General features: G+C 60.7%; 20 protein-coding genes and 3 riboswitches. Of the genes, 12 read left to right on the top strand and 8 right to left on the bottom strand.

Annotated features, from left to right (window positions below):
• The first annotated feature begins 1 nt into the window (after position 1).
• The 6 genes from ISP15_RS07600 to ISP15_RS07575 all read left to right on the top strand — a co-directional run bounded on the left by ISP15_RS07600 (position 2) and on the right by ISP15_RS07575 (position 8,461).
• Entirely contained in the window at positions 2 to 2,266 is a 2,265-nt protein-coding gene (locus ISP15_RS07600) for a TonB-dependent receptor (protein WP_404546618.1), read from the top strand.
• 40 nt (positions 2,267 to 2,306) lie between these two features.
• Positions 2,307 to 4,280: a serine hydrolase domain-containing protein gene (locus ISP15_RS07595; RefSeq protein WP_404546617.1), complete on the top strand. Its 1,974-nt coding sequence runs from the start codon at positions 2,307 to 2,309 to the stop codon at positions 4,278 to 4,280.
• Positions 4,281 to 4,294: 14 nt separating this feature from the next.
• A complete protein-coding gene (locus ISP15_RS07590) occupies positions 4,295 to 5,317 on the top strand; it encodes a dipeptide epimerase (protein WP_404546616.1) in 1,023 nt (340 codons plus the stop codon).
• Between the two features lie 23 nt (positions 5,318 to 5,340).
• Positions 5,341 to 6,666 carry a peptide MFS transporter gene (locus tag ISP15_RS07585; protein WP_404546615.1) on the top strand — a complete coding sequence of 442 codons (1,326 nt, stop codon included), beginning with the start codon at positions 5,341 to 5,343 and terminating at the stop codon, positions 6,664 to 6,666.
• A gap of 10 nt (positions 6,667 to 6,676) precedes the next feature.
• A complete protein-coding gene (locus ISP15_RS07580) occupies positions 6,677 to 7,603 on the top strand; it encodes a MurR/RpiR family transcriptional regulator (protein WP_404546613.1) in 927 nt (308 codons plus the stop codon).
• Between the two features lie 244 nt (positions 7,604 to 7,847).
• A riboswitch (Fluoride riboswitch) is annotated at positions 7,848 to 7,909 on the top strand.
• A gap of 228 nt (positions 7,910 to 8,137) precedes the next feature.
• Positions 8,138 to 8,461 carry a DUF190 domain-containing protein gene (locus ISP15_RS07575; protein WP_404546612.1) on the top strand — a complete coding sequence of 108 codons (324 nt, stop codon included), beginning with the start codon at positions 8,138 to 8,140 and terminating at the stop codon, positions 8,459 to 8,461.
• A gap of 31 nt (positions 8,462 to 8,492) precedes the next feature.
• Here ISP15_RS07575 and ISP15_RS07570 read toward each other — a convergent pair whose 3' ends face one another.
• The 8 genes from ISP15_RS07570 to ISP15_RS07535 all read right to left on the bottom strand — a co-directional run bounded on the left by ISP15_RS07570 (position 8,493) and on the right by ISP15_RS07535 (position 19,167).
• The gene (locus tag ISP15_RS07570; RefSeq protein WP_404546611.1) at positions 8,493 to 9,788 is read right to left on the bottom strand and encodes a hypothetical protein; all 1,296 of its coding nucleotides are present in this window, start codon (positions 9,786 to 9,788) and stop codon (positions 8,493 to 8,495) included.
• Positions 9,789 to 9,882: 94 nt separating this feature from the next.
• On the bottom strand, positions 9,883 to 11,805 hold the full coding sequence (locus ISP15_RS07565; RefSeq protein WP_404546610.1) for a dynamin family protein: 1,923 nt from the start codon (positions 11,803 to 11,805) through the stop codon (positions 9,883 to 9,885).
• 14 nt (positions 11,806 to 11,819) lie between these two features.
• On the bottom strand, positions 11,820 to 13,796 hold the full coding sequence (locus tag ISP15_RS07560; protein WP_404546609.1) for a proton-conducting transporter transmembrane domain-containing protein: 1,977 nt from the start codon (positions 13,794 to 13,796) through the stop codon (positions 11,820 to 11,822).
• Positions 13,786 to 14,592 carry an NADH-quinone oxidoreductase subunit B family protein gene (locus ISP15_RS07555; protein WP_404546608.1) on the bottom strand — a complete coding sequence of 269 codons (807 nt, stop codon included), beginning with the start codon at positions 14,590 to 14,592 and terminating at the stop codon, positions 13,786 to 13,788. The genes ISP15_RS07560 and ISP15_RS07555 overlap by 11 nt, the downstream gene beginning before the upstream one ends.
• 9 nt (positions 14,593 to 14,601) lie before the next feature.
• On the bottom strand, positions 14,602 to 16,077 hold the full coding sequence (locus tag ISP15_RS07550; RefSeq protein WP_404546606.1) for a hydrogenase large subunit: 1,476 nt from the start codon (positions 16,075 to 16,077) through the stop codon (positions 14,602 to 14,604).
• Positions 16,074 to 17,534, bottom strand: a complete 1,461-nt coding sequence (locus tag ISP15_RS07545; protein ID WP_404546605.1) for a proton-conducting transporter transmembrane domain-containing protein — start codon at positions 17,532 to 17,534, stop codon at positions 16,074 to 16,076. Before ISP15_RS07545 ends, ISP15_RS07550 begins: the two co-directional genes overlap by 4 nt.
• Positions 17,535 to 17,536: 2 nt before the next feature.
• The gene (locus tag ISP15_RS07540) at positions 17,537 to 18,217 is read right to left on the bottom strand and encodes a hypothetical protein (RefSeq protein ID WP_404546603.1); all 681 of its coding nucleotides are present in this window, start codon (positions 18,215 to 18,217) and stop codon (positions 17,537 to 17,539) included.
• A gap of 5 nt (positions 18,218 to 18,222) precedes the next feature.
• Positions 18,223 to 19,167, bottom strand: a complete 945-nt coding sequence (locus ISP15_RS07535) for a respiratory chain complex I subunit 1 family protein (RefSeq protein WP_404546714.1) — start codon at positions 19,165 to 19,167, stop codon at positions 18,223 to 18,225.
• 173 nt (positions 19,168 to 19,340) lie between these two features.
• Positions 19,341 to 19,402: riboswitch (Fluoride riboswitch) on the bottom strand.
• A gap of 129 nt (positions 19,403 to 19,531) precedes the next feature.
• Positions 19,532 to 19,602, top strand: a riboswitch (Fluoride riboswitch).
• Between the two features lie 99 nt (positions 19,603 to 19,701).
• Between ISP15_RS07535 and ISP15_RS07530 the strand changes: the two genes are divergently transcribed.
• The 6 genes from ISP15_RS07530 to ISP15_RS07505 are packed head-to-tail and all read left to right on the top strand — an operon-like array spanning position 19,702 to position 25,758.
• Positions 19,702 to 20,265 (top strand): hypothetical protein, encoded by a 564-nt coding sequence (locus tag ISP15_RS07530; RefSeq protein ID WP_404546602.1) that lies wholly within the window; start codon positions 19,702 to 19,704, stop codon positions 20,263 to 20,265.
• The gene (locus ISP15_RS07525) at positions 20,265 to 21,497 is read left to right on the top strand and encodes an MFS transporter (protein WP_404546600.1); all 1,233 of its coding nucleotides are present in this window, start codon (positions 20,265 to 20,267) and stop codon (positions 21,495 to 21,497) included. Before ISP15_RS07530 ends, ISP15_RS07525 begins: the two co-directional genes overlap by 1 nt.
• Complete coding sequence (locus ISP15_RS07520) at positions 21,494 to 22,111, top strand: histidine phosphatase family protein (protein ID WP_404546599.1); 618 nt, start codon at positions 21,494 to 21,496, stop codon at positions 22,109 to 22,111. Before ISP15_RS07525 ends, ISP15_RS07520 begins: the two co-directional genes overlap by 4 nt.
• Before the next feature lie 5 nt (positions 22,112 to 22,116).
• Entirely contained in the window at positions 22,117 to 22,662 is a 546-nt protein-coding gene (gene ppa, locus ISP15_RS07515) for an inorganic diphosphatase (RefSeq protein ID WP_404546598.1), read from the top strand.
• Entirely contained in the window at positions 22,625 to 24,238 is a 1,614-nt protein-coding gene (locus ISP15_RS07510; RefSeq protein ID WP_404546597.1) for a MutS-related protein, read from the top strand. Before ppa ends, ISP15_RS07510 begins: the two co-directional genes overlap by 38 nt.
• Positions 24,235 to 25,758, top strand: coding sequence for a MutS-related protein (locus tag ISP15_RS07505; RefSeq protein WP_404546596.1), 1,524 nt, complete (start codon positions 24,235 to 24,237; stop codon positions 25,756 to 25,758). The genes ISP15_RS07510 and ISP15_RS07505 overlap by 4 nt, the downstream gene beginning before the upstream one ends.
• Positions 25,759 to 25,810 lie beyond the last annotated feature (52 nt).

The following is a 25,810-nucleotide window of genomic DNA, read 5'->3' as shown; positions in this document are numbered from 1 at the left end:
CATGGCGGCCCAAGTCCAGAACGGCAATGGCGACCCAGCCGTGTCGCCCGCCGAGGGCAACTCGAACGGAGCGCCGCAACCATCTGCCTCCGCCAGCAGTTCGCCCGGCGCCAAACCACAAGCGGCAAACAACAGTCCGGCATCGACGCAGCTCAGCACCATCGTGGTCACCGCCAACAAGCGCACCGAACGCTTGCAGGACGTAACGATGGCGGTGTCGGTGCTCAGCAGCACCCAGCTCGAGCGTGAGAATGCGCTCGGCTTTGCCGATTACGCGGCGCAGATTCCGGGGCTTAACACCATTTCTTCTGGCGATGGCTGGACGCAGCTGGTGCTTCGCGGCATCACGTCCGGAAGCATGCAGCCCAATGCCACGGTAGGCACCTATATCGACGATACGCCCTACGGCTCAAGCACCATCTATGCAGCCGGCAGCATGCTTACGCCGGATATCGATCCCAGCGACCTGGAGCGCATCGAGGTGCTGCGCGGTCCGCAGGGCACACTGTATGGCGCCAATACCCTGGGCGGGCTCGTCAAATTCGTCACCACGCCGCCGGATACCACGGAAGCCAGCGCGCGCGTGGGTTTCGATACCAACAGTGTGGAAGGCGGCGGCAATGGCTACGGCACCCATGCCATGGTCAACCTTCCATTGGTGGCCAATACCCTTGGCTTGCGCATCAATGTCTACGATCGCGATGACCCGGGCTACATCGACAACATCAAAACCGGCCAGACGAACGTCAACGAGGCCAAGGTAAGCGGTGCCCGCGCCCAGTTGCTTTGGACGCCAAGCGACAAAGTGTCTGTCCGTTTTTCGACGCTCGCCCAGAATCTGAGCAGCAACGGCCTGGCCAACAGCGGGGTGGATATCAACCCAAGCACGCTGCAACCGCTCTATGGTTGGCAGGATCAGTCACGCGCAGCCGGCACAGGCCTGTTCAAGGTCAAGTATCGCTTGTACGACCTGTCGGTGAATGCGGATTTCGGTTGGGCCAAATTGATATCCACCACCAGTTACGGCACGCAGCGTTTCAGTGAAAACACCGACCTTACCGATATCTATGGGCCGGTATTGAACCCGGTATTTGGCTTGAGCGACGGTGGTTATTCGGAGTTCCAGAATATCGCGCTGAATAAAGTGACGCAGGAGCTTCGCCTGCAATCGCCGCAGGACCAGATGTGGGAATGGCGCGTGGGCATGTTCTATACGCGCGAGCACACGGTCGACACGCAGGATATTTTGGGTTTTGACGCGAATACCGGGGCGCCGCTCGCGCTGCCTGCACTGGGCCTCGTATCGGTAGGACCGGCCATCTTCACCGAGTGGGCCGGCTACGGCGACCTGACCTGGCATGCAACGTCGAAGTTGAGTATCCAGGCGGGTGTCCGCTACAGCAACGACAGCACGTCTTATTCGGAAATAGGCAGCGGCCTGTTGCTGGGAACGCTCGATACAAACGGCAATGGTTCCGACCATCCGGTCACTTACCTGCTCAATCCCAGCTACAAGTTCACCGACGACCTGATGGCCTACGTGCGCATAGCGTCGGGTTATCGTCCGGGCGGGCCTAACATGGGCGTGCCGCCTGACCTGGGTGCGCCGTTGACCTTCGATCCCGACAAACTGGTCAGCTACGAGGCGGGCTTGAAGGCGTTGTTGCTCGACCATCGCATGAGTTTCGATGTCGACGGGTTCTACATCGACTGGAGCAAGGTCCAGCTCACCACCACCGAAGATGGCATCAGTTTCCTGGGCAACGGCGGCAAGGCGACCAGCGCCGGTGCGGAAGCCAGCTGGCGTTATACCCCGCTGGCGGGATTCACGGTGTGGGCCAATGCTTCGTACACGAATGCGCAGTTGTCGTCGAATACGCCAACCGGAAGCATTTATGGGCTCAAGGGCGATCCGCTGCCTTACGTGCCGAAGTGGTCCGGCAATATCGGTGCGGACTACAACTTTCCGATCGGCGGCGGCTGGTCCGGTTTCGTGGGCGGCGATGTCAGCTACGTCGGCACACGCTACTCGGACTTCAACGCCGTGCCCGGGCCGCGCATTCGATTGCCCAGTTACAGCAATGTCGATCTGCACGTAGGCGCCAATTACGACAATTGGACGTTCGAGGTCTACGCCAAGAACCTGGCCAACGAGCGCGAACTCACCTCGGTCTCGTCGGAGTCGATCATCCCCTTGGCAAGCCCGTATTCGGCGGCTTACCAGCGGCCGCGCACGATCGGTGTATCGGCCAGCGTCGACTTCTAGGCATCCACGCCATCAACGTATCCAAGTACGGAGTATTACGATGAATCGTCACGTCCGATGCCTTGTGGCATTGCTTGCCGGTTTGAGTACCAGCCTCGTCGCGGCGCAAACATCGCCAACGAACGGGCAGGCGCCTCCTGCCGCCATTGCTGGCGCCGCGCCCGCCATGACCGCACAGGACCTGGGCGCCTTCTTCGACGGCTTGATGCCTTTTGCCCTTCGCCGCAGCGACATCGCCGGCGGCGTCGTGGTGGTGGTCAAGGATGGCAGCGTGCTGTTCGCCAAAGGCTATGGCTATGCCGACCTGGCGCAACGCACGCCGGTATCGCCGCAGGCGACACTGTTTCGTCCTGGGTCGACCTCCAAGCTGTTTACGTGGACGGCGGTGATGCAACTGGTCGAGCAGGGCAGGTTGAACCTGGATCGGGACATCAACGATTACCTGGACTTCAAGATTCCGCCTTACCAGGGCAAGCCCATTACCTTGCGCAACCTGATGACGCATACGCCAGGCTTCGAAGACGAGGCCAGGGACCTGCTGCCGGCTTCGATCGCGGACGTGGATCTGCAGCGCTACCTCAAGACCCACATCCCGGCACGCATTTTCCCGCCCGGTGAGATCGTTGCCTATTCCAATTACGGTTGCGGTCTGGCCGGCTACATCGTGCAACGTATATCAGGCGAGCGTTTCGACGATTACATCGGGCAGCACATCTTCAAGCCCTTGGATATGGCGCACTCCACCTTTGCGCAACCGTTGCCGCCTGCGTTGGCGCCACTGATGGCCAAAGGCTACAAGACCGCCTCCGGCGGGGTCGCCCAGCCATTCGAGCTGGTCGATCCTGCGCCGGCCGGCGCGATGAGCAGCAGCGCGATGGACATGGCGCATTTCATGATCGCGCAGCTGCAGGATGGACACTACGGCGATACGCAAATTCTGCAACCGTCGACTGTCCAGTTGATGCATAGCCTGCAATACACGCCGGCGCCGGGCTTGAACGGGTTCGACCTGGGCTTCTATCAGGAAGACCGCAATGGCCTTCGTATCATTGGCCACGGCGGTGACACGGTGTTGTTCCATAGCGACCTGCATCTGTTGCTCGACCAGCACGTGGGTATCTTCATGTCGTTCAACAGCGCCGGGAGCCCTGATGCGGGGGGAACCCGGATGATCCGCGCGGCGATCTTCCACGATTTCCTGGACCGGTACTTCCCTTATGCGCCGGCAGCACAACCCGCGTGGCCCTCGGCCAGGCAAGATGCCAAACGTGTGGCGGGCTGGTACCAGGCCACGCGCCGCAATGAAAGCGCCTTGCGCATGCTTTACATGCTGGCGCAGACCAGCGTCACGGCGCAGGCGGACGGCACCTTGGCCGTATCCATGCTGACGGACGATGCTGGCAAGCCGCTTCACTGGCGCGAAGTGGGTCCCTTGCAGTACCGCGAGGTAAACGGCCAGGACAAGCTGGACTTCGTCACCCGTCCCGACGGAAGCATTCGCTACTGGGCTACCGATTACCTGCCCGCGATCGAAGTCTTCCAGCCTGTATCCACGCTCAGGAGTCTGGGTGGTGGCGGCCTGCTGGCGGGACTGGCCCTGGCGACCCTGCTGGTGACTGTAGTGACCTGGCTGGCGGGTTGGTTCGTGCGCCGCCATTACCGCGTATCCCTCAACGTGCCCGCCGAACTTCTTGTCACGCGCCAGCTGTCGCGGCTAGGCGCGCTTGCGCTGCTGGTCGCTCTGCTGGGCTGGATCGTGCTGATTGTCGCCGCCGGCGTGAACGAGAACCTATTGCTGCACGGTACGGCAGCGCCGTGGATGGGTCTGCTTTACGTAGTGGGCGTGATCGCACTGGTGGGCGTCGTGGCGATCGTGCTGAACACAGTGCGTGCCTGGCTTGCCAGGCGCGGTTGGTGGGTACGCCTGGGCGAAACCCTGCTGGGGCTGGCGGCTTTGTACCTGGGCTGGTTCATCCTGGCCTTTGGCCTGGTCAGCTTCAACACGCACTTCTGATACGAGGAACGACCATGACAGAGCCCAGGAACGCCCGCTTGAAGTTGCGTGTGCGCATTGAAAAATTGCCGCTGGTGCAAGCCTTCCATATCACCGGCTACACCTTCACCGAGTTCGAAATGCTTATCGTGGAGCTCGATGACGGCGAAGTCTGCGGCCGCGGGGAAGGCATCGGTGTCTATTATCGCCGCGACACGCCCTCGACGATGCAGCCGCAAATCGAAGCCTTGCGCGATGTCATCGAGTCGGGTGTCACATGTGAGCAATTGTTGGACCTGCTGCCGGCGGGCGGCGCGCGCAATGCATTGGACTGCGCATTCTGGGACCTTGAGGCCAAGCGCCAAGGTCAACCCGTCTGGCAATTGCTCGGCATGCAGGCACCCAGGCCGTTGCTGACCACGTTCACGGTGGGCGCGGACGATCCGGAAGTGATGGCCGACGAAGCGCGCAAGCTCCTCGATGCGCGCGCCATCAAGATCAAGCTGACCAACGATGACGGCAATGCGGAGCGCGTGCGGGCGGTGCGCGCGGCGCGTCCGGATGTCTGGCTGATGGCCGATGCCAACCAGGGCTTCACGCCCGATTCGCTTGCCGCGGCCATGCCCGCTTTCGTGGAAGCCGGCGTCGCTGTCGTGGAGCAGCCTTTCCCGGTCGGCCAGGAAGCCTGGCTGGATGGACTGGACAGTCCCATACCCATCGCCGCGGATGAAAGCGTGCAGGATCATCACGATCTGCCCAAGCTGGAGGGCAGGGTGAAGGTGATCAATATCAAGCTCGACAAGTGCGGCGGCTTGACCGAGGCTATGCGTCTGGCGAACGCCGCACGTGAACGTGGGTTCGAGCTGATGGTAGGCAACATGGGGGGGTCATCGTGGTCGATGGCGCCGGCGTTCGTGGTGGGAGCCATGTGTTCGGTGGTGGATCTGGATGGTCCGGTTTTCATCAGTGCAGATCGCACGCCTTCGGTCAGCTACCGGGACGGGCGCATCTGGTGTCCGGATAGCGTGTGGGGCGGGCCGGCCACGGCTGTCGCGTAATGTCTTCAAGGAGTACGGCCGCCATGTCCAACACCAGTCCAGCGCTGCGGCAACGAAACTGGTTTGGACATCCGCCCGGCCTGACTGTGCTGTTCCTGACCGAAATGTGGGAGATGTTCTCCTTCTTCGGCATGCGCGCCTTGCTGGTCTATTACATGACCAAGCGGCTGGATCTTCACCAGGAAGCCGCCTCGCTCATCTACGGGGCTTATGCGGCGCTGGTGTACTTCACGCCGGTTTTTGGCGGCGTGGTGGCGGACCGCTGGCTGGGCAAGCGCAAAGCCGTCATCATCGGTGGCGCCACGATGGCGCTTGGCCATTTCATGATGGCTTCCGAAGCGTTGTTTTATCCGGCATTGGCCACGATCGCGCTCGGCAACGGGTTATTCCTCCCAAGCCTCGCGAGCCAGATCGAAGGTTTGTATCGGGAAGGCGATCCGCGCAGCAAAAGCGCCTATAACGTCTACTACGTGGGCGTTAACCTCGGTGCCTTCCTGGCCCCGTTCGTCTGCGGCAGCCTTGGTGAAGCGTATGGCTGGCATTGGGGATTCGCTGCGGCCGGCATAGGAATGTTGCTTTCGCTGGTCATCTATGTGGCCGGTAGCCGTTATCTGCCGGCAGAGACGATCCGGATAAGCGGTCCGGCCATACCCGCGCGCGCGCCGCTCGACCGTAGTGCGATGCAACGGCTTCTGTTTCTAATTGGGATCGCCGCCATCGTCGTGGTATTTCGCGGCGCCTACGAACAGGTGGGCAACACGATTGCCCTGTGGGCGGACGAAGGCGTGAATCGCCATGTCACCGCCACCTGGAGCATCCCGATGACCTGGTTCCAGGCCTTGGACCCGCTCTTGGTTTTCATCGCGACACCTTTGCTGCTTGCGCGATGGTCACGTTTGGCGAAACGGGGTATCGAAACGCCTTGGTTGCACAAGATGGCATTCGGCGCCACCACAGTGGGCGTGTCCTATTTGCTATTGGCGCTCGTGGCAGCGTGGTCGGAAGCACACGGCACCCATGCGCATTGGGCCTGGCTGGCTGGATGGTTCGTGCTGATGACCCTGGGTGAGCTGTATATCTTGCCCGTGGGTCTGGGACTGTTCGGCCACATGGCGCCGGATGGCTTTCGCGCTACCTGCATTGCGATCTGGTTCTTCGCCGGCTTCTTTGGCAATTTGTTGGCGGGAGTGTTGGGCACGCTGTGGAGCGGACTGTCGCATGGCTGGTTTTTCGCAATGATTGGCGCAGTGGCGGGTCTTGCCGCTACGCTTTTATATGTCGTGGGCTTGCGCGCGGGCTATTCCGAAAAGCTTCCGGGCGCCGGCCTGACCACCCTGCCTTCCGGATGAAAGAACGGCCATGATCAAGGACTTGCAGCAAGAGCTCAAAGACCGCTGGGACGGTTTTACAGCGTCCGAACAGAAGATCGCCAGCTACATGCTGCAAAACATCCATGATGTGCCGTTCGAGACGGCCGTATCCCTGGGCGAGCACGTGGGCGTCAGCGCGATGACGGTGGGGCGGTTTTTGCGCAACCTTGGCTACGACGGAGTCGCCGAGCTGAAAGAGGCGCTGCGCGGAAAAGGCACATGGCAGCAGCTCTACACGGAGCCGGCGCCATCCAAGGATAGCGACGCGGTGGCCGCGCACCTGCAAGAAGAAATTCGCGCGTTATCCGAAGTCCATGCGCTGGTGGGGACGCATGAATGGAACTCTGTCGTGAAGCAATTGGTGTCGGCCGATCGCGTATCGGTGGCGAGCTTTCAGCATGCGGGCTTCCTGGGCCAGGGGCTTGCCAAGATGCTGCAACAGGTCCGGCCCAACGTCTCGTTCCATTCCGGTAGCGATGGCGCTTATCTGGACATGCTGCTCGATTCAACGCGCAAAAGTTGCGTGGTACTGATTGATGTGCGCCGTTACTTCAAGCAGTTCCGTCCTCTCGCCACGGAGGTGGCGGCGAGAGGTATTCCGCTGGTATTGATCACGGACACCGACTGTTACTGGGCTCGCGAACTTACCCCGCATGTGTTGATGGTTCGGGCGAATTGGGTTTGGCATAGTTACAGTGGCCTGATCAGTCTTTTCAGCCTGCTGATTGCGTCGGCCATCCAACAAAGCGGCAATGTCATGGGGCGTATCGGCAGCGTCAACGAGTTGCGGCAGAAGCTGGTGGGTTATATGGGCTCGTCATCAAGGAAGGATCTCGAGCCATCGGCTGGCGCTCGCAAGGCGCATAGGCCGGTTAGGAAACCTGCGACTGGCGAAAAATCAAAAAAGCCGCGCTAAGCCCTGTTGCATTCCTGCATTGCCCCGCAGGGCCGCGTACCCAGGCCACACCAGCGAAAGCGCGCCGGCAACTTGGTGAAGCGATAACCAGGCAGCCTTATCACCGACTATTGCTCAGTCTATCCGGGGGCACAGGCGCTGTTGATACAGGCATGGCTCCCTGGATTATTGATCAGGCAAACCAGTAATGCCGCGGCAGACGGCCCGGCTATTGACGTAATCCCGTCTTGCTGCTCGACTATGGACGCACCTGGGAGATGGCATGCCTCCCTGAACCGCCGCAAGGCTGATGATGCCTACCAACCCGTGCTTTCGGGTGGAGGCGCTGTATCGACGCTACCCGTGAGCTCGGCCGCTGTTTATTGTCACCGAGTATTGCACGCCCCTGGATATGCCGACTTTTATCCCTTTTTTGCCTGATGCCGACTTGAGCCGGTGTGGATTGGCGAGCGCGTTCAGGCATGACGAGTGTGCGTGGTGCAACGCGGCATACCGGTGCGTTTTTGGCTGACTTCGTCATTGGAGGCGCTCGTTATGAAAGGTTATTCCCTTCGTTTCTACATGCACGAGAACCAGAAGCACCGCGGCATGCTGCTCTACGAATGGGTTCTGGAGAAGGCCAAGGCGACCCACGTCCACGGTGGATCGGTCTTTAAGGCCATCGCGGGCTTTGGGCGCCACGGGGTGATGCACGAGCAACATTTCTTCGAACTGGCGGGTGATATGACGGTCCTGGTGGAGTTCATCGTGGACGACACCGACGCGGCCAAGTTGCTGGAGATCGTCCACGAGGACGGGGCGCCCTTGTTCTGGGCCAAGTTCCCGGCTGAATTCGGTATCGCCGGCGCGGCGGAATAACGCCGCTGCAGGAATGGCCGACGTCGCCACGTCATGGGCATCGGGACAGCAGTAGCAGATGCATGCATTTCAGGGGATGAAGACACCATGCCCAGAGCGGTATGTCCGCACGGGACAGGCGGATATGCCGCGCCTGGATGCGGTGCCGCAAGACGGCATAGGCCTGCCGCCGCACATGGCGGTCACGGTCGCCCAGTCGATCGGCAAGCCAGTGTCCCGTTTCGAAGGGTTCCAGCCGTTCGACTGCTGCCGCGGCGGCGGCGCGCACGTGCGAATCGGGGTGTCGTAGCAACGCTTTGAGCGAGATCGCACTGGGGGAAGTCCATCGATGCAGGCCTGCCACAAGCTCACCTTCTGAAACGACAGCCATCACGCGGTACAAACTGGCGGCATCGTGGCGGGTTAATTGCAGCAACCGCGTCAACAGCCAATAGCGTCCCCAGATATCCGAAGCATGGGCATTGCCATAGACGTCTGTTTCCCTATCGATGTGCAAGGCCTCCAATGCCGGCTCAACCAACGGCTGCTCCACTTCTTGAAGGCGATCACGGCAGTCGAAGGCCAATAGCGGCTCTTTGCTCAACGCACCATGTAAAAGCGCCGCCACGATGGAGGGAGCCTGCCTATCGCGCACGACCAGCGCCGCGGCACCTTGCACCATCGGGCTAGCATGGTCGAGTGCCTGGTCCGTTAGGTTTTCCGTTACGGTTACGTTCGCGGCGGCCAGCCAGCGGAACGCACGGATGAGCGCCAGACGGATGCGTGGCGTGTCCTGCGAAGGATCCAGCCAGGCCTGGATTGCTGCCAATAACGGCCGGATGCTTTCTGGTCGCAATGCTTGGAGCGCCGATTCGGCAGGGGCGGCGAGCACATCATCGGTCAGCAAGCCGACTATCGATGGCAGCAAGCTCGCTAATCCCAAGGTCCCCGCCGCACGAACGGCGGATGGCAATCGCTCACTTTGAATGCCCCAGGCAACGTCGTTTTCGGTAGCATTCTGTTGCGTCACCAGCGCCTTGATCGCCGCATCCTTGACTCGGTATTCGGATTCGAACAGTTCGGGCGGCAAATCGTGCAAGGGCTGGGCACGAAGGAGCTTGCGCAGCAGCTTCGGTACGCGCGCATCGTGCAGGCGTCCCAGCATCTCCACTGCCAGCACACGTGATTGGGAGACCGGCTGGGGACCGTGCTCGAGGTAGCTGGCCAGCGGGTCGATGGCGCGAGAGCCCAGGGCGGCGATAGCCTCGATGGCCATTTCGCGCCGGGCCAAATCGTCAAGCCATGCAGCGACCTGGGCGGTATCGTCCGGAGTAGTCGGATCGCTCATGGAGTTGCCGCCAGCAATGCGTCGACGTGGCGCGTCACGGCGCGATCGCCGCACGGCATTCGGGGCAGAGGAGAGCGTTCGAGGCGGCCATGGCCTAGCCAGGGCGCTGCGAAATGCTTGCCGATGCTCGGGGATCCGGTTCGCCTAGCCATGTGACGAGCCGTTCGAGATCGGCTTGAAGTACATGGATGTCGGTTTGGCGTTCGGAAAGCGGGGCGTCCGCCGATTCCATGGCGTGGTGACGTAGCTGCAGCACGCTTTGATCCAACCAATGATTCAGTTCGTTGGCGTACCCATCGAAGCTTTGCGTCAACCGGTCATCCAGTACACGCTGCAGGTGCCGCCGCAGCAACGGACGACGCCATAGACGCGGCCCCGAACCTGCCGATACGCAGAATTTGTTTGGCAACGCCGCGGCGAAGGGCGGCACGCCACGTAGCACCTGGGCAACGGTATCCGGATCCATGTCGCGGGTTACGCGGCGCAGCTCATCCAGGACATCACGGACCACCGCATCGGCGAGGGCGGCCGCACGATCAGACAGGTCTTTCTCTGTCAGGGTCACGCCAGCGGGGGTTTGCGTCGCCATTTCTTCGATAATGACCTCCGGTCCGCGTTCCGCGAGGCGGCGGATCAGGCTGTGCAGTGCGGGTTGGACCTCTTCCAGATCCGCCAGGATATCGGCATGGACCGCCGGTGCATCGTTCACGAAAGCGGATGCAGGTTGCTCCGCGATCGCCTGTTGCAAGGTGGTGCGCACTCGATTGGCCAGATCCAGCACGCGGTGCCGGTGGCGGATGCCGGCTTGCTCCGCGGCTTCCCGGAGATTTTTCCGGAATGCGTTGTCCAGCCATGTTTTCAGCGCGGCGCGGTGCTCAGGCTCTACGCTGACGGCGCAGACGGTTATCGGTTTTTGCAAGGCCTCGCCAAGCACCTGCGTCACGTACTCGCGCTGTTGTTCCAACGCGCTGCCCGCTACGGTATCGGCCTTGGTGAGCACGACCAGCCAATGCGCGCCCGCATCGCGAAGTGCGCGGACAATATCCAGGTCCTGCGGCATCAGGGTCGCTGCCGCGTCGATGGCGACGATGCCCATGTCACAACGCGGCAAATAATCCAGCGCATGGGCGGAGGCGTGCGTATGCAGCGATCCGAGGCCAGGCGTATCGGCCAGCACGATCCCATCCTGAAGTATCGGCGCGGGAAAATGGATGCTTACTTCGCGCAAGCGACGACGATTGCCAGGATTGCCCGCTTCATCGACGTAGCTACGCAGGTTCTCAGGCGCAACGGTTTCCATTACGCCCTCGACATCCATGGCACGAATGTCAAGGGTTTCTCCGTAACGAATGCGTGTGACCACCGTCGTCACCGGCACGGCTCCCACGGGAAGCAACGGATGGCCAAGCAGAGCATTGACCAGGGATGACTTGCCGCTGCTGACGCGCCCGAGCAAGGCCACTTCCATGCGATCGCCTTGCTCGCGAGCCAGCAAGGCTTCAAGGCGGCTGCGGTATTCGAACAATCGATGGCGCTCGATGATCTCCGCCAGCGCGGCAAGCGGGGCGTCATCGGTGCCTGTCGGTAACCGCAATGGCTCCCGGCGGAGCTCGCTGCCCATGGTTTTAAGCAGCATGGCCAATTCGGCGGACAAGGCGCGGCAGGCTTGCTCGTCTTCCGTGCTTATTTCTCCGTAACCGCGCAAATTGCGTGGGCGAAGCTCATACACCGCATTGCGGATTAGCGCCAGGCGGGTCTCGAAATTCCAGGACGCCTCGATCAGGTCGTCATGCTGGTAATCGATCTGATACGTATCCATGAAGCGGCGCATGACGGCTCGCAGCCGCGCCATATGGGCCATCAAGGTGTCGATACGCTCTTGCGGAGGGAAATGGCGGTAATGGCGGAACAGCGCGTCTTTGTCGTCGCCGCGCAGTTGTGCAATCGACTCGTCCACCTCGCGTTCGATATGGCGCAGAGTGGTGGCGAGATAGCGGCGGTGGTTATCGGAAAACATGCCCCGCCGGTGATTCAGGTGAGGCCGAGCGCAAGGATGAGCACCAACAATACCCCTACCATGCCCAGGTAAATGTTCATATGGCCCGATTGCAGCGGTCCAAGTGCCTTGGCCATGCTCTGTACGATCCGCGTTGGCGTGCGAAATACGGCGGCCTCGAATAGTGGTGACACCCTGGCGCTATGGCGCATCTCCTGGACAAAATATTCGCTGTGGTTCTGCTCTTGCTCCACGTCGTCCGTGGGGCGATAGATGAAGGCGTAGAACGTGCGCATGGCATTGGAAAACGCCAGCGGCGTGGTGGTGCCATGGGCGGGCTTGGGCAGGCCTCCAAACCACACGCCGACCCGGCGCAGACGATGACGTCGACGCGAAAGTCCGAGCAAGGCCAGAGGCAGGAGCGCCAATAGCGGACAGACAATGACCAGCTTGGTGGGGGAAATAAAGGCGAAGGTATTGGTCAGCGGAACGAGGATCAGGCCGTCGTGCAAAGGCACCGCCGATACATCGGCGAAACGCGCATGTACCGCGCTGTCGACCGCGCTCAACCACCAAGGCATGCCGACGGCCAGGGCCAGGACGGCCAGGCCGAGCAAACCGGTGGCCCATGCATGGCCGTGTCCCGCACCCGGCGATATTTTTGGCGCATCGCCGAGTATGCCGAGTCCCGCAAGCTTGACGAACGTTGCGAACGCAATCGCCGCCGTTAATGCCATGCCCGCTCCGGCGAGCGACAAGGTAAGCCGTCCGGCCATGCCAGCCAGATGGAAGCCCTGGAACAGCGTTTGGAACGTAAACCATTCACTTACAAAACCTGCCTGGGGCGGCATCGCCGCCAGGCTCATGCTGGCGAACACCACGCCGATGCCGTAGAGCCAGGGGCTGCGCCGCAGTAATCCGCGCTGGATCAGTTCGTATTTGCCGCTTGCGCGATAAGCGCCATCGGCCGCCAGCATGAGAGCACCCTTGGCCAGGGCATGGCCGGCCAGATGCAGCAGCGCCACCGCAAAGCTGAGGCCCGCGAGTGCCGCAAGCCCTTCGCCGCGGAACAGTTGGCTGGCGCCCAGCATGGTCACCGCGATCGCGGCATTCTCGGCCGAAGAAAAGGCCAGCAGGCGACGCCAGTCGCTTTCCTGGAATGCATACAGCACCGCAAGGATGGCGCTGAATACGCCTACGGCTACGGTGATGATGGCGAGCGCCACGTCGCTGGGAAGCCAGTTGGTGAAGGCCCGTGCCAAGGCGAAGAAAGCCGCGTTCAAAACCACGCCCGACAGGAGCGCGCCACTGGCGCCGCTGCCTTGCCCGTAGGCGCCGGGATACCATTCGTAGAATGGCAATAGTCCCAGCTTGGCACCGAAACCGATCAAGAGCAGCAGGCCGATCACCACGCGCCGCCATGTCGCGAAAGCCGCGCCAACGCCCACGAAGCTGTCAAAGTCGATAGCGCCGGCGCTATGCATGAGCATAAGCATGGCGGCAAGCAGTGCCACTGCCCCGACTTCCAGCAGGGACAACATGAAGAAGAGCCCATGGCCTTCACACGTGTCGCCGAGTTTTTCGCCGATCAACAACACGGCGCCGCCAAGGCTCATGACTTCCCAGGCCACCAGGAAACTCACCGCATCTTGTAAACCGAAGCAGCCCAGCGCGCCCAGCATGGACAACGCGGCGCCCGCACACCAACTGCGCCAACGAAATGACGTCGTGCCCAGCGCCGTGGCGAAGAAGGCGGCGATCGCGCCGAACAACAGCAGCCAAAGAGCGTCGGGGGCAAGCATGAATCGCATGCTGCCCATCGGTCCCCATGGTGCGGCAAGGACGGGCATCGCTAGCCCCGTGGGTAATTGCCATAGCGCGGCGATAATGAGCAACAAGGCGCCCACGGCCAGGCAGATGCGCGCGAGCATGCGTCCGATCCCGGCACAGGCCAGTAACAGGCACAACAACCACGACACTGCGGCGAGGGGAGCTAGCCATTCAGGACGCATGGGCGCGGCCTCCCTGGATGCGTTGCGGTTTGCGTTCCAGCAACAGCAGAAGTGCTTCGATGATGGCCGCCGGATTGGGCGGGCAACCCGGCAACCACACATCGACCGGAAGAATGCCATCCAGGCCGTGCCCGCCTGCGTAAGTATCCGCGCTTACCCCGCCGCACACGGCGCAGGTGCCGCAGGCAAGCACGCGACGCGGCTCGGGCATTGCTTCCCAGGTGGCCAGCAATGGCTCGCGCATGGCCGCGGTAACGGTGCCGGTGACCAGTAACAGATCGGCTGCACGCGGGGAGGGCGTGAAAAAAATGCCCAATCGATGCAGGTTGTAGAAGGGGTTGACCAGGGCCTGCAACTCCGATTCGCATCCGTTGCACGAACCCGCGTCGACGTGGCGGATATGCAGGCTGCCGCGGAAACTCGCTTCAATATGCGACGTCAGCGCTCGCGCCAAAGGCATATCGGGATCCAGCGACCACACCAGATCCTCGCGCTCGCGCACGCCGAAAGCCCATTCGGTGCCGGTCTGCAAGGTGTCGCTGGGGCACGCTTCGACGCACAGCTGGCAGGCAATGCACCGGCCATAATCCAGCGTTGCGAGGTGGCCGCGCGTATCGAGTTCGATAGCCCGCGTGGGACATACCTCGGCGCACGCGCGGCAAGTATCGTGGCAAGGCACGGCGCTTATCATCGGCATGCCGTAACCCCCTTGCTGCCCGGTATCGCTTTGGGAGCGATCCGGCCAGTTCGTGGTCGCGATGCCTTGACCCAATCCTCGCAATGTCCACAGCGGCATGGGGTTCTCCTAGCGGTCGCAGCCGGCGATGGTGAGGCCGAAGCTGGCCTGGTTGATGGCGTAATCCATCATGTTGGTTCGGTGCACGGTGAACGGAAACGCGCGCCAATTGGAGAATGACGGCGACTTGATCTTCACCCGGGCGAGCTTTCCGTCAGTACCGATATGTACGGCGTAGAACAACGATCCACGCGGCGACTCGGCCCAGCCCAGGCCTTCCGATCCGGGCTTGGGCCGGCACTCGGTCCGCACGGAACCTGCGGCAAGGGAAGGTATCAGCGCATCGAGCAGGTCGAAACTGGCGCGCAGTTCGGCGGCGCGGACTTTGGCCCGCGCGTAGGCATCCCCTTCGTCGGCCATGGGCACGGCCAGTTTCAGTCGTGGGTAGGCGGCATAGGGATGATCGCGGCGCAGATCGCGATCCAGACCCGATGCGCGTTCAACCGGGCCGGTGGCGCCCTGGTCGAAGGCGACTTGCCGCGTCAGCACTCCGGTTGTGATGAGGCGATCCAGATAACTGGTGGTGCGCTCCAGTTGCACCAGGTAGCTGTCGACTTGCTTGCGCAGCAAGTACAGCGTGTTGAGGCAGTCATGGGTCATCTCGATGTCACGGCGCAGGCCACCTGGCATGAGCAGGTTGCGCAGGAAACGGCTGCCCGTAATGCGTGCATTGAGCTGTTTGGCGCGCTCGGACAACAACGCCCCTTCGGCATGGCCCACTTTCAGCGTGGTGGTATCGGCCAGGTGACCGAAGTAATGCAGATGGTTGTAAAGGCGCTCCAGTTCGGCCAACACGGTACGCCATTGCCGCGCACGCTGCGGCACCTCGCAGCCCGCCGCGTCCTCGACCGCTTGGCAATAGGCCAGCGCATGCGCCACGCTGCCCACGCCGGAAACACGCTCGGCTATCGTGGCGGCCGTAGCAGGGTCACGCCCCTCGAACGCGCGCTCCATGCCGCGATGCTTGAAGAACAGTCGCGGCTGGTAACGCACAATCGCTTCGCCAACATAGTGGAACAGAAACTGGGCCGATTCCACGACGCCGGCACGCACCGGGCCGAAACTCAGTAGCTGGACATCATCGCCATGTACGTCGGGGACATGATTCGGGGCGTGCAATTGCTGCTGCAGGCCTCGCACACGTACCAGCGGCTGCGTTCCGCTCCAACCGTCGGTAACCAGCGAGTATGGCTCTGGATGGCCCGTGAATTGCACTCCATACAGGTCGCGGATCTCGCGCTCATACCAGCCAAGCAAAGGTGCGCGCGTGGCGAGGCTGGGCAGTGTGTTGTCGTGTGCCAGGCAGCACCACATCTGGAAGGGACGGCCGGCGCCGGGCGCGGCAAGGTAACGCACCTCTACGCGATCGGGCTGAACAAACCAGGCGTAGGCCATCTGCATACGTCCCTCTGCCAAGAGTAGGGCCTCGACCCGCTCAAGCAGCGCGGCGGGTTCCAGCGACAGCTTCTCGAAGCCTCCGCTCATGGCAATGCCCCCAGTGTCGCGGCAATGCGTTCAAACAGTGACATCCATGCAGCGGGCCACCACACGCCAAGCACCAGCAACGGCGCTAGAGCGAGCGCCATGGGCCAAACCCGCCATGCTGTCCCGGAAGGTTCAGGGACGGCGGACTTGGCCAGGGGGGCACCCAGATACATGGCTCGAAAGTGATTGAGGAAGGCGATGAAGATCACGATCAACAGGATCAGCATCACCATGGCGGCCCACAGATTCTGGCTGGCCCAACCTGCGCGAAGAATGGTGATCTCGCTGAGAAATAGCCCGAACGGCGGCGCGCCGGTGATGGCCACGGCACCGCACAACCACAACCATCCCGAGGCGGGAAAGACGGCCAGGACCTCGCGCAGGTCTTCGATGCGCTTGCTGTGGTAGCGATGCATCGCGTTGCCGGCGCCAAAGAATAACAGCGGTTTGCATAGCGAATGGTTGAGCATGTGATAGAGCGCGCCGGCTACGCCGAGCGTTCCACCAAATCCGAACCCCAGCGCAAGCACGCCCATATGCTCGATGCTCGAATAGGCCATCAGGCGTTTGATCTGGCGTTGCCGCACGATGAAGAGCGCGCCAACCAGCAGCGACAGCACGCCAAGGACGATAAGCGCCGTGCGTGGCAAGCGTCCTTGTCCGGCAGCGTCTGTCGCGGCAAGGAAACGTACAATCCCAAGCATCGCGGTATTGAGCAGTGCGCCCGAAAGCATGGCGGACACTGGCGCAGGACCCTCGCTATGCGCGTCCGGCAGCCACGTATGCATCGGCGCCAGGCCAACCTTGGTGCCGTAACCTATCAGGGTCAGCAGGAAGCCCAGTTTGAGCAGTACCGGCGGCATCCTGGGGGCGACCTGGGTTAGCGATTGCCAGGTAAGGCTGTAGGTTTCCCCCAGCACGAAGCTGCCGCCCCAGTACAACAGTGCGGTGCCGAGCAGGGCCAGACTGATGCCGGCGGAAACCACGATGATGTATTTCCAGGCTGCTTCCATGCTTTCCGGAGTTTGTTCGAAGCCGACCAGGAAAGTGCTGACGAGCGTCGTCAGCTCGATGGCGATCCAGTACACGCCGATACTGTTGACCAGCGGGGCGAACAGCATGCTCAAGGCAAAGCCGGCCTGCAGCGCATAGAAGACAGGAAGCCGCCGTTCGCCGGCTTCATCGTGGCGCATATAGCCGATGGCATAGATCGAGGAGAGGACGTAAACGATCGCTACGCACATCACGACCCACGCACCGAGCGGATCGAGCAAGAGATATCCGTGCAAGAATTTCCGGGGCGTCTGGATCGTGAAAGGGAGCGGCAATGCCACGCCTAATACGATCAAGCTGGCCAGCAGGTTCAAGTATTCCGACGCGCGCGGTCGGCGCAATGCCAGGCCGACGATGATCGGCAACAAAGGAGCCAGCAGCAAGATGGCAATGTGCGATTCCATGCTTATCCCGTCAGACGCCGCAATTCGCGACTGCTCGTCGTGCCGATGTGCGTAAGCAGGTAACGTACCAACACGCCGAAGCACGCCACCGCCACGAGTAAGTCGAACAGCAGCACCAGCTCGATCATCAGCGGCATGCCCGGGACCAGGATCTGGCTGCCGAGGAAAATGCCGTTTTCGAGCACGAGGATGCCCAGGATGTGACTGATGGCTTCATGCCGCAGCGTGAGCATCTGAAACCCGATGAGCTTCATCGAAAACATCACGGTGAGCGCGAGCACCACGACATTCGAATTCAAGCCGAGGCTTTGCGTGATATGGATGGCAACCAGCAAAGCGAAAATCACTAGTGCGGCGCCAATAATCAGGCTGCTCGCCGGGCTGACGATTTCATGCACTTCGCGTTGGGCCGGCATCTGCCGCAGGATGCGCAGGATCAGCCAGGGAAGCACGAGGCCACGGAACAGCACGGTCAATAGCGCGACCATGTACAGTTCGCGATAGCCGCCGTAATAGCCAATCAATGCGGAAAGGATTCCGATCAGCCAGGATTGCGCGCCAAAGGCGAACATGTAGTCTTTCAGCCAGCGCGAGCCGAGCATCACGAAAGCCAGCAAAAGGCTGGCAATGGCCAACAGGCTGAACAGGGCGGCGGCGAGGGGGTCCAGATGGGCTGCGAGCATCGACGTCACCGTATCTGGTTGGCCACGATCGCCAGGACGGCGAGCATGAATGCAGCGGCAAGCGGCTCCTGGTAGCGATAGAAACGCAGGCGCGATTGCGCGGTTTCGACCACGATCACGGCGCATGCCACTACACCGAACTTCACGAGTATTCCAAGCACCGCACCGCCGATGCCGATCACGGTTCCATGATGCGATAGCCCCCACGGCAACAACAGCACGTGGCAGAAAATGGTGTACAGGATGAATTGCTTCATCATGGACGCCCACTTCAGCAATCCCAGCAATGGACCGGAATACTCGAGGATGCGGGCCTCCTCGATCATGTAGACCTCGATGTGCGTGCTCGAATGGATCGGCAAGCGATCCGTTTCGGTAAGCAACAGCACGAAGAATGCCGCCACCAGAAAAAGATGGGTAGGACCCAGGTAGACCTCCGGGTGCGCCACCAGGAGATGATTGACGACAAATGGCAGCATCGCGTGCGCCATCAGCGTGATGCCGACGAATACCAGTATCAGGGTGGGTTCGGCCAGGATCGTAATCATCACGGTACGGCTCGCGCCGATACCTCCATAGGCGCTTCCCGTATCCAGCGCGGCTAGATTTATGAAGAATGTGCCCAGCGTCAAGATCAGGCCGCCGCCCAGGATGTCGCCCATGTCCGAAAGCGGCAGCGGATAGTCCGTCAACACCGGAATCAAGATGGGCACCGTCAGCATCGCGGTAAATGCCACCACCGGGGCTGTCCAGAAGATCCATGCGGCGGTATCGGGTATGACCAGTTGCTTGCGAAACAGTTTGCGTAGATCGCGATAGGGCTGCAGCAAAGAAGGACCGCGCGCACGCTGCGCGCGTTCCTCATAGCGATGAATGAAACCTTGCAAAAGGGGCGATAGCAGCAACGCCGCGAGCACTTGTGCGATTTGCGCGGCGATATCCCGCCACATCACGGCGCGCCCTCAGCGCTGCGGCCGATGTGGAGACGACTTGATGCGCAAGAGCGTTGCTGCCGCTTTGGGCCGGCACACGCTGGCCGCCAATGCGGCACCCCATAGAACGAAAACGCAGGATAAGACAATACAGGTCATGACACGGCTCCAGACATGGAAAAAGCCATCAATTGCCTGTAGGTGTCATCAGCCCTGCGGGCGGTCTGAGGCGGACACCATCACCCTTTTGCGTGGACGGTAGCACGGTTTCCGCGACTGGGGAACGTCCGCTATCCGGAGATGCTGGATGTGAAAACATCGTCGTTTGGGCAGTGAATGCCATCGTTGCCACCTTGCCGTTGAAGGCGGGAATCGGTATCGTTTGGCTCAAGGAGATGGCATTCCTCCTGGGCTTGGCCCAACCGCCGCAAGGCTGATGATGCCTATCGAACGCGCTTGTCCGTAGCGCGCGTTTTGGTGGGCGTCCTCGATTCCCCCGCAACGCATTCTGCGATTCAGGCGTCCGATTGGCGGCGATTCTGGAGTCGGGTCATGCATCTCTTCGGCGGGACTGCAGCAGCTTGGCGCGTATGCAACGCAGCCATGCGCCGACGTGCGCACGTGTCCTCTGTTCCTCTCTCCCGTATCCGCATCGTGCCGGCTGGCGTACAGGGGCGCCGGGCATCGATTTCTTTCTTCCCCAGGCTGGATGCACGCTTCGTGACCACACAAATCCTAGTTTTATACGATCGCTCCGCCTTGGGAGACCTGGCTGTCGAAACAGGGTTCCAGGTCGCCCGCGAACAGGCGGACGCAACGTTGCACGTATTGGCCGTTCCCGGCATTGCCGATGATGCCATGCAGTGCGAACGTCTCGCCGACGATTTGATCGCTTTTGCACGGATAGGTCAGCGATATGGCATTGCATTGGACGGTGATGTCATGGCCGAGCCAAGTGTCGAGCGTATCAACGCTGAAATTCGAAAGCGAAAGATCGATCGCATCATTACTGCCAAACCGGACGGCCAGGAGGGGGATAACGAGATCAGCCGACTGCTCGACGCCGTCGTGCAGAGTACCGGTATTCCGGCCATCGTGGTCCACGGCGTCTCCTGATGGACACCGGCAACGACGCTGTTGCATTGCCGCTGCCTATTTATCGCAGCGGCCTTCATGCACGTCGTGCATTGCGTTTCGTCGTCATGGTGGGTGTTGTCAGTCTCTTCGCCGACATGACCTATGAAGGCGCTCGAAGCATCAACGGACAGTTTCTTGGACTGCTTGGCGCGAGCGGCTTCTGGGTCTCGGCCATTGCCGGGGTAGGCGAACTTACCGGCTATGGCCTAAGGATGTTCACCGGGTACCTGGCCGATCGCACGGGGCGCTATTGGCTGATCACCATGATCGGCTTTGCGGTAAACCTGCTGGTGGTCCCGCTCCTGGCTCTGGCCGGACATTGGCAGGTAGCGGGTGTCCTGATCGTTGGCGAGCGCGTGGGCAAGGGCATTCGCACGCCGGCGCGCGACGCGATGCTGGCTTATGCGGGCCGCAGCCTCGGCAGTGGTTGGGCTTTCGGCTTGCATGAAGCGATGGACCAGGCGGGCGCCACGATCGGCCCATTGCTGATGGCGACAGTATTGCTCTGGCGCGGCAATTACCACATGGCATATGCGTTCCTGCTGTTTCCCGCGGTGGCGGCGCTCTTCGCACTCATGCTGGCACGCCTGGCATTTCCCACGCCCGGAGATTTGGAGCGAACATCGCACGTGCCCGTAATCGACGCCAACCGCCGCTTCCTGTTCTATTTGTGCGGCACATCGTTGGTGGCCGCCGGGTTTGCGGACTATTCGCTGATTGCGTTTCATGCACACGCTTTGCATCTGATTCCCGATGTGTGGATTCCGCCGCTGTACGCGCTGGCCATGCTCTCTGCTGGCGTCAGTGCATTGGCGTTCGGACGGCTTTTCGATCGCTACGGCGTGGGCGCCCTGGTGGGTGCGACCATACTGTCGGCCTTATTTGCACCGTGTGTTTTCCTCGGCGACGCAACCTGGATCGCCATCGGAGCCGTGCTCTGGGGTGTCGGCGTAGGGGCCCACGAATCGGTCATGCGCGCCGCGGTAGCACGATTGTTTCCGCCTCATCGGCGAGCATCCGCATTTGGGGTCTTCAACACCGTATTTGGGGTGGCTTGGTTCCTTGGAAGCCTCGCGCTGGGATGGGCCTATGAGCATTCGCTCTGGAACATCGTCGTGTTATCCGTTGCGCTGCAAGTGCTGGGCGTGCCGTTGCTGTTGTTTGCGCGAGCTCCTGGTCTCTCAACTTCCACGAAGGAGATACAGCCATGACTATCCTGTTGCTCATTCGGCATGGAGAGGTGGAAGGCATCATTCCGCCCCGTTTTCGTGGCCGTGCCAATTTGCTGTTGACGGAGCGCGGAATACGCCAGGCCGAACTGACACGTGACGCCATCAGCGATCGATGGGTACTCAATGCGATCTACTGCAGCCCGCTGACACGCTGTGTGCGGACTGCGGACACTATCGCCGGCCCGTTCAAGCTGGATGTGATGCCGCATCACGGGCTGAACGACATTGACTATGGCACCTGGCAGGGAAAACTTGTTACGGAAGTCGCGCAGCGATGGCCACACGAACTGACGGCATGGCATAGCGCGCCTCATACGATGCGCTTGCCCGGCGGGGAGTCCCTGCAGGAAGTGTTCGCGCGTGCTACGGATGCCTTGCAAACGATCCTGCACGCCAATCACCACGGCACCGTTGCGCTAGTTACCCATGACAGCGTCATCCGGTTACTCCTGTGCCATGCGTTGGGCTTGTCGCCAGCGAGCTATTGGCTGACAGCCCCATCGCCGTGCGGCATCAGCGAAATTCATTTCCACGAGGATCGCTTCACGATCCGCTCCATTAACGAAACGCAGCATCTAAACGAGAGCGAGTAGGCGTCATGGCACTAGATAAAGTTTCTCCCGGTCCGCAGGTTCCCGATGCCATCCACGCGATCATCGAGATTCCCATGGACGCCGAACCGGTCAAGTATGAAGTGGACAAGGCGACCGGCGCGATCTTCGTCGATCGGGTGCTGTCCACGCCGATGCGCTATCCCTGCAATTACGGATACATGCCGGGCACGCTCTGCGGCGATGGCGATCCGCTCGATGTGCTCATCGTGATGCCCATGCCGCTTATTCCAGGCTCGGTGATCGTGTGCCGCCCCCTGGGCGTGATGGACATGACGGACGAAAACGGGGAAGACACCAAGCTGATCGCCGTTCCGGTCACCCGGACGTTCGCCGGCTATGCCCATTGGGAAAAACTCAGCGACGTCCCGGAAACCACGCGCGGCCGTATCCAGCACTTCTTCGAGCATTACAAGGATCTGGAGAAAGGCAAGTGGGTGCGGTTCGAAGGCTGGCGTGACGTAGGCCCGGCACGGGAAGAGGTGCTGGCCTGCATTGATCGCTATCAAGCGTACCTGCGCGAGTCCCACTGAACGTCTTGATGTCGCCATGAACGATGCCTGCCATGATCACCTGCCGTTTCTGAGCATCCTGTTTCCAGGAACGGGAGCGGGCGATGCGACCGAAGCGGCCGACGAGCCGGCGTGCTTTCAGGATCTGAATCTGCATCGGATCGTGGCGGCTGTCATCGCCGGCAGGGAGGAATACAACCTCGAGCCTTTCTTTTACAGCAAGATCGAAACGCTGGACGGCATCAATTACCGCCAGGAAGTGATGCGCGACCTGGAGCGCGACGAGATCATGCGGGCAATTGCGGCGTTCTCCAGCGCTATGGCAGACATGCGCAAGCGCCTGTTCCAGGCGAACAAGCTGCATTACCGGTATGAAAAGGAGCGCTGGCTGCTGGGAGCCATCGATCTGTATGGCATGGCCGTGGAGCAGCTTGTCCAGGCGTTGCGGCAAGCCAAGCCAGACTCGCGTGGTCTGCGTGCGCTCGCTCACTACCTGGACGACTATGCACAATCGGCAACTTTCCAAAGGCTGGTCGCGGATACACGACAACTTATCTCGGAGTTGTCGCGTATCCGATACGCGCTGCATATCAAGGGAAGAAATATAACCGTTCGTCGCTATGACAATGAGATTGATGCCAGCATCGCCATCGAGGAAACTTTCGCGAAATTCCGCCAGGGTGCTGTGCACAGCCATCTGGCCAAGTTCAGTCATCGGGTAGGACTTGATCATATCGACGCGCAAGTGCTTGAGCGTGTCGCCTTGTTTTATCCGGAAATTTTTCGATCCCTGGAAGCCTATGGCGTCGAACACGCGCAGTTCGTCGATGACGCCGTCGTCCGGTTCGATCGCGAAGTGCAGTTCTATGTGGCGTATTTGAGCTATATCGGGCAGTTTCGCGCCCGGGGGCTGGTTTTCTGTTATCCGAGGCTATCGGAGACCAGCAAGGAGCTGGTCGGCAATGAGGTTTTCGATCTGGCTCTCGCAGACCGGCTGCTGCGCGAGAACATGGCTATCGTGCGCAACGATTTCCATCTTCACGACCCCGAACGCCTGTATGTCATTTCCGGGCCGAACCAGGGGGGCAAGACCACTTTTGCACGGATTTTTGGCCAGATTCATTGGCTCGCCAATATCGGCTGTCCGGTGCCCGGATGGGAAGCCGATCTGTTCCTGTTCGACCAATTGCTGACCCACTTTGAGAAAGAAGAGGACATCGCCAATTTGCGGGGCAAGCTGAAGGACGACCTGGTGCGTATTCGCCAGGTGCTGGACCAGGCCACGTCCCGCAGCATCGTCATCATGAACGAGATTTTTTCCTCCACCACGCTCGACGATGCGACCTTCCTCGGCGAAAAAGTGCTGGCAGGGCTCTCGCAGCGCGATACGCTTGGCGTCTGTGTGACTTTTCTCGCCGAACTGGCCTCGTTCAACGAAAAGACCGTCAGCATGATGAGTACGATCGACCCGAGCGATCCTGCGGTCAGGACTTTCAAGGTAGAGCGCAAGCCGGCCGACGGATTGGCCTATGCGTTGGCGATCGCCGAAAAATATCGCGTGACCTATGCTTGGCTGGCCAGGCGGATAAGGCCGTGAAAGCATTCTTGCTTCATCCCACCGTGAATTTTGACTTGACGCAGGCATTGCCGCGTCATGCAGCGATATTGCGCCAGGACCTGGAGCTGGATCTATTGCTCAAGGCGATGGCCGGCGAAGACGAGTTTCTTCTGGAGGTCGCGCGCAAAGTCGTGCTCCTGGGTTTCGGCAACGATGTGCAAACGATCCTGTACCGGCACGATGTCTTGCGCGATAGCCTCAAATATCCTGCGCTGATTCGCCAGATGTATGCTTTTTCGGTGGAGGCTGTCGAAGCCAAGCGGAAAAGCTACTGGAGCTTTGCCAGTGAACATCCTTCGTCGGTCCTGCATGGGTCGATCGATGTGCTTCGGATGTTCATGGAGGTACTCAAGAAAATGAAAGCCCTGGCCGATCAACAGCGCGAAGGGCAGTTCAAATCCAGCGGAGTATCCGATTTTATAGCGATGCTTGGCGTGGAATTTGGCGACGCTTATTTTGCCAGCGTGGACGGCTATTTGAGGGAACTGAAATTCGATGCAGGCATTCTGCTCAGTGCCGTGCTCGGGCCTGGCAACGAAGGCACCGATTTCGTGCTGCTTCGGCCTAACGACGATGGCCCCGGGTTCCTGCAGCGCATCCTGGGTAATGCTCCGGCGTCCTATACCTTTCGGCTCAGCGAGCGCGACGAGACCGGCGCCAAGGCCGTGGCGGCCATGAGAAACCAAGGTATCAACCGGGTCGCTAACGCGCTTGCCCAATCGATGGAGCACATTTTCGCGTTTTTCCAGATGTTGCGAACGGAATTGGCGTTCTACGTAGGCTGCTTGAATCTGCACGAGCGCCTGGAGTCGGCTGGCATGCCGACTGCCATGCCGGAGCTTGCAAGGAACGGGGTCGGTCCGCGGCATTTCAGCGGCCTGTACGATCCGTGCCTGGCGCTTAGCGTAGGGCGCGGGCATGCCGTCGTGGGTAATACCTTGTCGATGGAGCACAAGCGCATCGTCGTCATTACGGGTGCCAACCAGGGCGGCAAGTCGAGTTTCCTGCGCAGCATCGGCCTGGCGCAGATCATGTTGCAAAGCGGAATGTTTGTTTCCGCCGATCATTTTTCGGGTTCTGTGTGCAACGGGTTGTATACGCACTACAAACGCGAAGAAGACCCGGGCATGATCAGCGGAAAACTGGATGAAGAGCTAGGCCGGATGAATGTCATTGCCGAGGACATTCATCCGGATGCCATGATGCTCTTCAACGAATCATTCGCCTCGACCAACGAACGCGAAGGCGCCGAGATTGCCAGGCAGATCACCCAGGCACTGCTGGAGCGGCGCATCGTGGTTTATTTCGTCACGCACCTGTATACGTTTGCGCACAGTCTTTTTGAAAGTGGGCGAGAAGATGCGCTTTTTTTGCGCGCGCAGCGGCTGGACGACGGTACGCGAACTTTTCGGCTGGTCGAAGGGAAGCCGCTGGAAACGAGCTACGGCCAGGACCTGTATCAGGAAGTTTTCCATGAAACGCCGTTCGGCGTCTCATGAAGCAGCTTCATGATCCCGCAGGCAACCATCCAGCGCCTGCGGGACCCTCGGC

The organism is Dyella jejuensis (genome assembly GCF_044904675.1).
GTDB lineage: Bacteria > Pseudomonadota > Gammaproteobacteria > Xanthomonadales > Rhodanobacteraceae > Dyella_B > Dyella_B jejuensis.
Note: the sequence above shows the minus strand (reverse complement) of the source record. Positions and strands in the feature narration are given on the sequence as shown.